The 11,467-nt window shown below is 61.3% G+C and carries 9 protein-coding genes; 8 read left to right on the forward strand and 1 reads right to left on the reverse strand.

Translation table 11 applies throughout. The annotated features are described in order from the left end of the window. From ACPEES_RS22240 to ACPEES_RS22265, 6 genes are all read left to right on the forward strand, one after another. The coding region (locus ACPEES_RS22240; protein WP_435106476.1) for a transposase at positions 1–953 on the forward strand (953 nt) is incomplete at its 5' end. A 242-nt stretch (positions 954–1,195) separates the two neighbouring features. Then, positions 1,196–2,101 (forward strand): ABC-three component system protein, encoded by a 906-nt coding sequence (locus ACPEES_RS22245; protein WP_435106478.1) that lies wholly within the window; start codon positions 1,196–1,198, stop codon positions 2,099–2,101. After that, a complete protein-coding gene (locus ACPEES_RS22250) occupies positions 2,098–2,355 on the forward strand; it encodes an ABC-three component system middle component 6 (RefSeq protein WP_435106480.1) in 258 nt (85 codons plus the stop codon). Before ACPEES_RS22245 ends, ACPEES_RS22250 begins: the two co-directional genes overlap by 4 nt. Further along, on the forward strand, positions 2,352–4,100 hold the full coding sequence (locus ACPEES_RS22255) for an ABC-three component system protein (protein WP_435106482.1): 1,749 nt from the start codon (positions 2,352–2,354) through the stop codon (positions 4,098–4,100). Before ACPEES_RS22250 ends, ACPEES_RS22255 begins: the two co-directional genes overlap by 4 nt. Before the next feature lie 518 nt (positions 4,101–4,618). Continuing rightward, positions 4,619–5,167, forward strand: coding sequence for a group II intron maturase-specific domain-containing protein (locus tag ACPEES_RS22260; protein ID WP_435106484.1), 549 nt, complete (start codon positions 4,619–4,621; stop codon positions 5,165–5,167). A gap of 1,142 nt (positions 5,168–6,309) precedes the next feature. Beyond that, on the forward strand, positions 6,310–8,091 hold the full coding sequence (locus tag ACPEES_RS22265; protein ID WP_435106492.1) for a hypothetical protein: 1,782 nt from the start codon (positions 6,310–6,312) through the stop codon (positions 8,089–8,091). A 1,038-nt stretch (positions 8,092–9,129) separates the two neighbouring features. Here ACPEES_RS22265 and ACPEES_RS22270 read toward each other — a convergent pair. Continuing rightward, on the reverse strand, positions 9,130–9,564 hold the full coding sequence (locus tag ACPEES_RS22270) for a helix-turn-helix domain-containing protein (RefSeq protein WP_435106486.1): 435 nt from the start codon (positions 9,562–9,564) through the stop codon (positions 9,130–9,132). Positions 9,565–9,639: 75 nt separating this feature from the next. Here ACPEES_RS22270 and ACPEES_RS22275 point away from each other — a divergent pair, with 75 nt between their 5' ends. After that, the gene (locus ACPEES_RS22275) at positions 9,640–10,482 is read left to right on the forward strand and encodes a class I SAM-dependent methyltransferase (RefSeq protein ID WP_435106490.1); all 843 of its coding nucleotides are present in this window, start codon (positions 9,640–9,642) and stop codon (positions 10,480–10,482) included. Positions 10,483–10,584: 102 nt separating this feature from the next. Further along, on the forward strand, positions 10,585–11,088 hold the full coding sequence (locus ACPEES_RS22280; protein WP_435106488.1) for a DUF2938 domain-containing protein: 504 nt from the start codon (positions 10,585–10,587) through the stop codon (positions 11,086–11,088). Positions 11,089–11,467 lie beyond the last annotated feature (379 nt).

Here is an 11,467-nt window from a genome sequence, read left to right on the forward strand (position 1 = left end):
GCTACCGTCGACGCCCTGCGCCTCAGGTGCAGCCGCGTCAGCTGAGTGGCGAGGAGCGCGACCGGATCAAGGCGCTGGTGAATAGCGAGGCCAACCAGGACCGCAGTGTTCGCGTGATCCACGCCCATGAGCTCAACGCCGGACGGATGCTGGCGTCGGTGTCCACGATCTACCGCCTCCTGCGGGCCGATCGCCAGGTCGTCGAGCGCCGGGCTCAACGGCCCGCCCAGCGTCACCGCATCCCGCGGGTCGCAGCCGAGCAGCCGAATTCGGCGTGGACGTGGGATATCAGCAAGCTACCGACCACCACGCCGCGGGTCTATCTGAACCTCTACCAGATCCTCGACCTCTACGCCCGCTACCCGGTGGCGTGGATGATCTCCCGCAAGGAGAACGCGGCGCTGGCGAAGCACCTGTTTCGCCAAGCGCTTCAGCGTCACAGAATCGAGCCCGGACAGCTGGTGGTCCACCAGGACCGTGGCGCGCCGATGATCGCCTACAGCTACGCGGAATTCCTGGACCTCTACGGCGTGCGCCGTAGCTACTCGCGTCCCCGTGTGAGCAACGACAACCCGTACAGCGAGTCGTTCTTCAAGACCGTGAAATACAGCGCCGGTTACCCACGGCGTTTCGAGGGCATCGACCACGCTCGGGCGTGGATGAGTGCCTTCATCGAGGCCTACAAGCAACGCCCCCACGAGGGCCTAGCCTTCTACACCCCGGCCGACGTCTTCGAAGGCCGCGTCGAGGCCGTCCACGCCCGACGCCAAGCCGCGCTGGACGCCTACTTCACCAAATACCCGCAACGCTATCCGCGTGGTCGCCCCATCGCTACACGCCCGCCGGAGATCGTGCGTATCAACGGCGACGACGGCATCACACAAACGGCTGAGGAACTACTGGAGACCACCCGCGGAGGTGCCTACGCGTATGCCGATGCCGACCTACAATGATTCATTAGGAAAAAACGTCGGCACTGTCGGAAAAAGGTTGACACATTCCGGGATCTCAGCGAGATCAGCCAGACGCAGCTCAACGACATCGCCCGGTTGCTCAACCAGCGACCGCGCAAAACCCTCGGCTGGCAGACGCCCGAGGAAGGAATGGCCGAGGAGCTCACACAATTCACTAAAAACGTTGCGCTTGATTCTTGAATCCAAGTCTGTGCTTGCGCACCACGTGGAGGATCAGTCCGATGGATGATTTCGAGCGGGCCTTCCGTGAACTCCAGTTCAAAACCACCTACTTGGAGAAAAAGGGGAACGAGTTCCAAGATTGGTTCGCCACGATCATGGAGAAACGGTTCCCGGGCGACTTCATCCGTGTCCGGCCATGGGGCAAGGTGGGCGACCGTAAGAACGACGGTTACGTGAGATCCACGCGCTCGCTCTTTCAGGTCTATGCACCAAATGACATGTCAGCGAAAGAGGCTTTGGCCAAGATCGACGAGGACTACAATGGGGCTCTCCCGTACTGGGAGCAGTACTTCGACACATGGATCTTCGTGCACAATTCGAAGCAGGGGCTCGGCCCCGATGTGACCGCCAAGCTCGTGGAGCTTAATGGAGCGGGACCTCCTGCCGTTGTACCGTGGGGCTTCGAGGAACTGCGGCGAGTCGTATTCGAACTCGCTCCGGCGGAGTTGGCGTCGCTCTTCGGCTCCGCACCTCGAAGGCGGGATATGGTCGATCTTGGGCTAGAGAGCCTGTCGCCCGTGCTCGACCAAATTGCGGCGATGGAGCCGAACCCGAACCCCGACCTGCGACCACCTCCGGCCGACAAGATCGACCGCAATATGCTCTCGGAAAATGTTGCAATCTTGTTGAGGGCGGGCATGTCCCGTGTCGATCTAGTCAGGAAGTACTTCAGAGTGCAGCCGGAGCGGAAGGACGAGATCGCCGAGAGCTTCCGCCACCGCTACGACGAGGTACGTAGTGACGGTCTCACTCCCGACGACATCTTCGTCCACCTCCAGCGCCACGCCACAGGCGATGGCGTTTCGTCGCCGGCACGCCAGAGTGCGGCACTCGCTGTTTTGGCATTCTTCTTCGAGGAGTGCGACATCTTCGAGAGGGAAGTCACCGATGGAGGGGCGGCATGATTCTCCCGACCAAGGGGATCGGCTCCGACAAGGCGCTCTTGTCCATCGGGGCCTTCATCCTTCGAGACCTCGACGAGCCGAAGACCGTCTCTCGGCTGTGGGGTGACCTGCGCCAAGTCGAAGAAGGCCCCCCGGACCTCACGTTCGACTGGTTCGTCCTCGCACTCGACCTGCTCTACCTGATGGGCACGTTAGACTACCTCGGCGGACGTGTCGTCCGGGTCGGTCCCCTCGGAGCGGAGGGGGAAGCGTGATTCACCGGCTCTACAGCGACCTGCCCTCGTTCAAGGAGCTTCGGTTCACCGAAGGGCTCAACATATTGCTCGCCGAGAAGAGCGAGGGGGCCACGGAGCGTCACACCCGCAATCGTGCTGGCAAGTCGAGCATGGTGGAGATGGTCCACTTCCTCCTCGGATCCAACGCTCGCAAAGACTCGCTCTTCCGGACGCCCGCTATCGCCAACTACGAGTTCGGCATGGAATTCGACCTCGCCGCAGAGCGCACCACCGTGCAGCGACGGGGAGCGAAGGCGAGCCCGCTGGCCGTCGAGGGTGATTTCTCGGCTTGGCCGGTGCAGCCAAGGCTCCGAGACGGCCGCTACTGGATCAGCAACACGAACTGGCGGCTTGTTCTCGGGGCGCTGATGTTCGGCCTCGAAGACTACCAAGAGAGTTGGGCGCCGACGTTCCGGTCGATGATCTCCTACTTCGCCCGTCGGGAGCGTAGCGGAGGGATGCAGGTCCCGGTCAAGCAGAGCGAGAAGCAGGCTACTGCGGACCAGCAGGTCAACCTCTCGCACCTGCTCGGACTCGACTGGACGATCCCGTTGAAATGGCAACAGGTTCGAGAGAGGGAGAAGAACCTCGCCGAGTTGAAAAAGAGTCTGAAGGACGGTTCGCTCGGTCAAGTCATCGACAAGGCTTCCACCCTGAAGACGCAGGTACTTGTCGCTGAAGATAGGGTCAACCGCCTCAAGGAGCAGGTGGCCGACTTCACTGTCGTCGAGGAGTACCACGATCTCGAACAGGAGGCGTCGAGGATAACGACGGACCTTGCCGCCCTCGCCGACGAGAACACGCTGGACCACCGCTACATCAGCGACTTGGAGCGGGCGATGGAGGAGGAAACACCGCCATCGCCGCCCGACCTCCAGGAGTTGTACAAGGAGGCGGGCGTCGTCCTTCCCGATCTCGTGCAACGTCGCTTCGACGACGTGAAGAGCTTCCACGAGTCCGTCGTCCAGAACCGAAGGTCGTACCTTCAGACGGAGGTGGCGGCGGCGAAGGAGCGGATCGCAGAGCGGGCCGAGAAGCAGCAACGGCTCGATGCTCGCCGTGGGGAGATCATGCAGATCCTCAACGCCAGTGGCGCACTGGACCACTTCACCGCACTCCAAGCCGAGATCACCAGAGCGGAAGTCGAACTCGAAACGCTGCGACAGAAATATGAGACGGCTGATGCGCTGGAGTCTGGCACAACCAAGCTCAAGATGGAGCGTGCTCGACTCCAAGAGCGGCTACGTGAGGACTACACCGAGCAGCAGGATGTCGTGAGGAAGGCCATCTTGACCTTCCAGCGGATCTCGTCGGCCCTGTACGAGGACACGGCGGCGGGGAGCCTGACACTGACGCCCACCGAGAACGGGCCGGAGTTCGAGATCGAAATACAGGGGGCGAAGAGCCGAGGTGTCAGCAACATGCAGATCTTCTGCTTCGACATGATGCTCACGCTGTTGGGCATCGAAAGGGGGCGGAGTCCGGGATTCCTGATTCACGACAGCCACCTGTTCGATGGCGTGGATGAAAGGCAGGTAGGAACAGCACTGGCCCTTGGTGCGAGGCTCGCTGAGGAGCACGGCTTCCAGTACATCGTGACCCTTAACACGGACGACGTTCCCACCGAGGTTCCCGACGGTTTCAATGTCGAAGACCACACCCTCGATGTCCGGCTGTCCGACTCGACTGAGGACGGCGGGATTTTCGGTTTTCGTTTTGGTTGATACGCTTTCGCTGCAACGTGTGCCACAGCCCTCAAAATGCAAGCCATACGTGGCCCAACAAAAGCATGCAGCTGACGGCGCTACGCGCCGCAGCTGATGCTGGGCGTGTGTGCCGGGCATGGCACAGAGCTAGGGAGGTGGAAGTCCTCCTGCCAGGTGTTCGCAGAGCCGAAGGCTAGGAGAAGGGCAAGGGCGTCATCGCGAGGTGGCGTTTGGAGGAAGCCCAATCCAAAGCCGCGGGGCGACGAACAGGAACCCGATACGAGGTGTGGTACACCCGGGGCGAGCTGGTACGTGACAGCGAAGCCCTCCATCTGCGAACGGGGTGTGCTTTATAAATCGGGCGTCCACGCGGTGACAGTTCTGTGTCTTACCCCGGGAGGTCTGTCGGCTGTCCAGGGATGAGGACTGAGCACTGGGCAACCGGTGGCGATCGGTCGGCAGAAGTCAGCCGAGGGCATAGTAGGGGCCAGTGTGTGGCGCCGAAGGCCCGAACAATGACAGGAGACGGAGGCTCCGTGCAGAGCAGCGGGAATGCATCTGACAAGCAGCGTGAGCTGCCCCTGGTATTGCCGGGGGATGAACCCGATGCTGGAGATCGGAGCGAGTCCGAATCCGTTCATCTGAGATCGTTGATGGCGCGCGTGCTGAGCCGGGACAACCTCAGCCGTGCCCTGAAACAGGTTCGCCGCAACAAGGGCGCGCCGGGCATCGACGGCATGAGCGTCGATGCGCTCCCGGACTATCTGCGCGAGCACTGGCCGGAGGTTCGCCGACGACTGGTTGATGGCACCTATCGACCTCAGCCGGTTCGACGGGTCGTCATTCCGAAGCCGCAAGGCGGAGAACGTCCGCTGGGCATTCCGGCCGCGCTCGACCGTTTCATTCAGCAGGCCATCGCCAGGCTCAAGCACCACCTCCGCCGGCAAAGCCGCCGGACACGCGGCCACAGCATTGCCCAGGTGATTGCAGCGTTGCGAGAGACCCTGCTTGATTGGAAAGCGTACTTCGGCGTCGCCGAGGTGCTGAGCCCGCTGCGGGACCTGGACAAGTGGATCAGGCGGTGATTGCGGAGTTACCTCTGGAAGCAATGGGGCAGAGCGCGCTACCGTGAGCTAAGGAACAGGGGTGTCTCCAGGGATCTTGCCTGGAACACCGCGAAGTCGGCACACGGCCCGTGGCGGCTGAGCCGTAGCCCGGCTCTCGCCTACGCACTGCCCGCCCGTGTCTTCCGGAACCTGGGCCTGCCGGTGCTGGCGGCACGGTGAATGGGATGAATCAAGTCATTGAACCGCCGTGGTACGTGATCCGTATGCCCGGTGGTGTGGGAGGAGTGGGGGCCGTGAGGCCTCGCCCTATCCGGATGAGATGGCATATCGAAAATGCGCATAAGGAAACTCTACAACCCCGGCTTGGCGATCCTCTTCGCAGTAATCCTGTACTACGGATACGGCGCAGTCGGTGGCATCCTTGGGACCTGGTTGGGTGGCGCATGGATGGCCGGCTGGGGGGGGGGAGCTTTATGCCCTTGTTTCTAATGGGGCTTGCCGTTGGTTGTAGTGCTGGCTTGCTATTCGGTTTCCCTTTCGGTGTTCTGGTTTCGCACAGACCCGTCTATTGGGCAGTGCTCGTTTCTGTTGCTGTCGCAGGGTACATCATAGTCAAGTATTACCCGGCGTTATTTTATGCACATTATTTTGAGTACATGAGCTTGGTCGTTGCGTTTGTCTTCTTCAGCTGGGTGGGCTTCAGTGTGGCCAATCATCTAACAATGTATATGGACTCCTCCCGCAAGTAGGCAGAGACGGACTTGTTGATCGATAGCAATGGATAATCGGTTGCGGTCGTATATCCGGTCTGTTGGTGAAGAACTGGTCAAATTATTCAGCTTGTTGCCTGCGGAGCGTCGCGTGTTTGACTGTCAGGTCCAGGCTTACCCCGGTGCCAGTCGGGTAGTTCACCACGGAGACTGAAAAGCATTCCGACAAGGAATCCAGAGGCTGGAAAGAGAGAAAAGCGGCCTGAGGGGCACGAATTACCGTTTTCCCGGGCCGCAGCGTTGCCTTCCCTGCACTGCGCCGCTACGCTTCGGCAACCGTGAAATCGCGCCTTCCTGCATTGTCGGGGCCGGGACGGTGCGTTGGACACGGTCGGGCACAGGGGGGCTTTGTGTCCGTCTGGGGATAGAACAACTCTCATGGAGCGACAGATGAAACGACATATTATGGCCGTCGCCGCGATGGCCGGGGTGCTTGCCGCTTGCGATCAGGCGGACAAGCCGGGGGACACAGCCGAGCAAGCCGATTTCGAGATGGCGCCGTCGCCGGCGCGCCTCGAACAGCGCCTGCCGGACGATGCAGTCGCCTACGTCCGGATCCCGGATATCTGGGGCCAGTTATCGGCGCCCAAGGGGACGTCTATGGCGCCCGCGCTGACCACGGACGCGTCGGATGCCACGGTCGAGAAGCTGCGCAACGGCATCGAAGAGGCGCTAGCCGAGCGGTTTGCCGTCGAGGGCGATCTGCTTGTCGGCAAGCTTGCCGGCTTGCTTGATGGTCCTGTCGAAGTCGTCGCACAGCCCGCGGAAAACGGTTCGCCGATGGACGTCAAGCTCACGCTGGACGCACGGCTGGAAAACCCGAGTGCCGCCAGGGTCAACGAACTGTTCGAAGCCCTTGCCCAGCAAGGCCGCCAATTCAACCTGGCCCGGCCCATGACCGACGAGAATCCCGGCCGATTTCTCGCGGCGGTGGCCAGTGTGTATTACACACTGGACGGGGACCGACTTCGAGCGGTGGCCGGCCTTGGCGTGACCCCTGATATGCTGAGTAGGCCGTTACCCGCCAAAAATCCCGGCCATGGTGCTTTGGCCAACATCCACGCCATCGATGAAACGGGCCGGGGTGGGATGGTCTGGGTGGATGCCGAGGGTCTGGAGCAGTGGCTCGGCAAGCTCCCCAATGCCGACCAGCAGATTCCGCCGAATGCCCGACGTATTCTCTCGTTGGTCGAACAGGCTGCTGTCGGGTTTGGTGCCGCGGGAGGTTATGGCCGTATCGCCAAACGGATTACGTTCCGCGAAGGCAAGGTGCCCGCTTCGCCGAATACAACCCCCATGCCGACCATCTCGACGGCGGGCGAACCGGACGTGGCCGCCGGCGTCGTGTTGCCGACGAAGGATGTCCTGACGGACTGGAGTGAATTCTTCGTGGGGCAAACCCCGCCGCCGATGAGTTCCGATCAGGAGAACACACTGGAGGTATTCAGTGGTCGTTGGTGGCTGATTTCGGATGAGTCGGGTTACCACGTTGTGCAGGTTCCCGCGGACATGCAGGCGAGCAACAATGCCTTGGCGCAGTACCCGTTGGAGAAGCAGTTCGATGACGGAAAGGGACCTTTCCGTTATGTGGTAGGGGCCGACGCAATGGGTGAGCTGGTCGATTCCGCCACTCTGGGCATGCCGATATTCAGTGCCTGGGCGCAGGAAAACGCCGAGTATCGTCGTTTCGCGAGTGTGCCCCAGGTTATTGACGCAGCCGAAGGCGCCGATCAGTCGCTGAACGACTGGGTGACCGATACCGATGTCTCCGTGGACGAGCAGCTCCTGTTCGTTGCCGGTGACGTAGAGGATGTCGCCCAGACCAACTACAAGATATACCTGAGCGCACTGGAATCCATGGGCGACGTGGTCGAAACCCCCATTGACCTACGCCAGTTTCCGTCATTCGACGAACTGCCGTTCCCTAAAGAGACACGCCTTCTGGCTCACGTGTTCCTGAAGGACCGCACCCTGGGCGCGGAACTGCGCTTTGGCGGCCATCCGGGCGAGTACTTCTATGCAGGCGGCGGTATGTCGTCGGTGGCTGTCGTCGGGATTCTGGCTGCGATCGCGGTCCCCGCCTACCAGGAGTACACGCAGCGGGCCGAGCGGGTTGAGCGGCTCCTGAACGAAGAACCTCGTGGCGAGCCGGTACCGGATAGCCGGAACTAGCCTGGTGGACCACGCAGGCACGGCGTCGGCGGGTCGTGTCTGCGTGTCCAATCGTCGATGGTCAACGCTTTCCATCCATACAACACTGGCGTCAGGCGGAATCGTCGTACTGCCGTATCGGGATATACAGCACACGGAATGTCGCTCTCTGCATGAATGATCAAGCAAGGTCGGGCACACTAATCCATGTTGGACGATACACTGCACGGCACATCGCTGACGGGACGCACAAGCGCTCCCTTCGGGCGAGGCTGTCGGGCGCTCTCACGGCGTTGCTCGTCGCTCATGTAGCGCTTGCTACACCACGCGCCTCGCGCCTTGCGAGAACGCCCGACAGCCTCGCTGACATGTGGCACTACCTGTGATCGGATTAGTTGTCAGGGCACGGATCGCGCAGGCGTCAAGGTCATTTTGTCGAGCATTTCGAGTTAGTCGAACCAAGAGACGATTAATTGTCGGGGCTTAGGGATCGGACGCCATTTTCCGAAACTTTTCCGTGACCCGCTTTTGCCCATCAATGGATACCATATGTTCATGCAGTATCCTTCTGACCGGCAGGGTGGGATGGCGTAATGCCACGTGTGTTCGCCTATTGCTCTGACTGCGTGCCGGGTGCCATGGTCGGTCGTTGCCGGTGGGCGAAGACTGCTTCCGCTCTGAGCTGGTTATTGTATCCCACAAACGACTTGGTATATGCATATTGGACGAGCACAGTCGGCAATACGCCCGATAGCGGCCGGACGCCCCAGGAATACCGGGTTGCCTTGGACGGATGATCTGAAAGAAGAGCTCGCCCGACATTTCGAGAGTGGTATGCCCGTGGAAGAGTTGGCACGGCATTTTGAGCGGTCAAGGGGGGTATTCTATCCGAATTGCAGAAGCAAGGGCTTATCGACCGGTCGGCGCCGGATGCGATGCGATAAGAAATCTGTCAATCCGACTGCAGCACATGCCGTTTCGCGAATATTGAGGCGCTGGTTGAATCCCCGGCGCTGAAGCGGGTTATTCCAGAGCTTGGCAAATCGGATACCTCGGAGCTCATCGAGGCTTCGACGTCTTTGTGGGGAGACGTGGACGGAACGAGCCTGAGCTGGCGGCCCGCAGGAGGCGACGGAATGTGGGGCAGTCCATGTGAGTCGGCGCGGGGCAGGCAGCGGCGTGCCGTAGGCCATCACGCATGGCGCCCAGCTTGCTGATTGTCCTGTCGAGCTCGTTGGCTTTGGCGGCGAGCCGGTCCCGGTTGATCTGCGGTTCCCCGTCGGGTCCGAACATCTCCGCGATTTCATCGAGAGAGAAGCCGGCGGAGCGACCCAGCGCGATCAATCCCAGACGCTCCAGAACGCTGGGGTCGAACTGGCGGCGTAGTCCGCGCCGGCCGATGGAGCATATCAGGCCGCGTTCCTCGTAGTAGCGCAGAGTCGAGGGCGGTACACCCGCTCGCCGGGCGACTTCGGCAATGTCCAGCTCGTTCATGCCTTGACTTCAAGTTGACTTGAAGTGCCAGAGTGCCGAGCACGGTTCCAAATGGCAAGTCGAAGGGTGAGCACGATGGATAGTTGTGGGGACAAGACGACGGATCAGAGCGAGATCTGGAATGGTGCGGGCGGTGAGGCCTGGGTCGTCGCCCAGTCCCTGCTCGATAGGGCTTTCGCGCCGCTCGAAAGACTACTGGCCGACGCGGTCCCGGAGACCTCCGCGAGCTGCGTGCTGGACGTCGGCTGTGGAACCGGTGCGACAACGATGGCCGCGGCGCGACGGCTGGGAGCGGCCGGCGATTGCGTCGGCATCGATCTTTCCGGGGCGATGATCGATGCCGCACGCGCCCGCGCGGCGCGTGAAGGTGTGCCGGCACGCTTCCTTCGCGCCGATGCGCAAACGTACGAATTTGAACCCGAATCCGTCGACATGATCATTTCCCGCTTCGGGATCATGTTCTTCGACGATCCGGTCGCCGCCTTTGTGAACCTGCGCCGGGCCGCCTCGGCGGGTACCGGGCTTTGCTGTATAGCGTGGCGAAGCCCTGCGGAAAATCCCTTCATGACCACCGCCGAGCGAGCGGCCGAACCGCTCCTGCCAGGCGTTTCCAGGCGTGTGCCGAACGAACCCGGGCAGTTCGCGTTCGCGGATCATGCCCGAGTTCAGGACATTCTGACGCGGGGCGGTTGGCAGGCAATCGATGTGGCGCCGATCGATGTGTCCTGCGCCTTTCCGGCTTCGGAGCTGGACTTGTATGTGTCCCGCTTGGGGCCGGTTGGTCGTGCGCTGCGCGGCGTGGACGAGAAAGACCGTGCCAGGGTCATCGAGACGGTTCGCCCTGCCTTCGAACCCTACATACACGGCGCTGAAGTGCGGTTCACGGCGGCCTGCTGGACGATCCGTGCGCGTGCATAACACCGTTCGATCCGTCGTTTCAGCATCGCTGGCGATACGTTCCAACAGGATCGAGTTCCGGCGGATTCATGCGGTCCACAACCAATGAAGTAGTAGTGACCGATGAACGATGAACTGGCAATCACGATGCGCGTGATCCTGATCGGCGTCGGTGCAACGGTTGTGATGGACGCCTGGGCGGTGCTGCTCAAGCGGTGTTTCGGGATACCGTCGCTCGACTGGGCCATGGTGGGACGCTGGCTCGGGCATCTGCCGCAGGGGCGGTTTTTCCACGAGCGCATTGCCGCGGCATCTGCCGTCCGCGGAGAGCGAATCATCGGATGGGCTGCTCACTATGTTACCGGGGTCGTCTTTGCAGCGGCGCTGGTGGCGGTTTCGGGAATCGGCTGGGCGCGACAGCCCACGCTGCTTCCGTCCCTGGTTTTCGGCGTTTTCACGGTGGCCGCGCCCTTTCTCGTCATGCAACCCGGCATGGGGGCCGGTATCGCCGCTTCGAAGACACCGAATCCGCCGGTGGCGCGTCTGCGCAGCCTTGTGACCCACGCCGTCTTCGGCGTCGGGCTATACGGTTCGGCTTTGTTGACGGCGCTACTGATGGGTGCGTGACGATGATCCGGTCGTCATGGTTGCTGCTGCCGGTGATCGGCCGAGGAATGGTCCGCTGCCTTCCTTTGGTTGGGTCGGGTCGATGCCTGAGCGCGACTCCCACGGTCGGCGCCTTTTCCGCGACCCGAGCGAGACGCGGATAGCCGTGTTCCGGTTCATCATGGGTTGGTACGGACAATCATGCGATCTGATGGGTTGGATCGTCATGAGAAAGGCCGGTGCTGAATGTCCGTGAGCACTTCGGTGAGACGTTTCAACTGCTGCAGTCGCTCCTGCCCCAAATGCTCCAGCATCGGCAGCAGTACTAATCTTTTAGAAAGTAATGTCATTTTCTGGTAGAATTGCTGGTATGAAATGTAAACGCTCCAGTGATGGTCGA

It is taken from the genome of Arhodomonas sp. AD133 (genome assembly GCF_051195215.1).
Taxonomy (GTDB): Bacteria; Pseudomonadota; Gammaproteobacteria; order Nitrococcales; family Nitrococcaceae; genus Arhodomonas.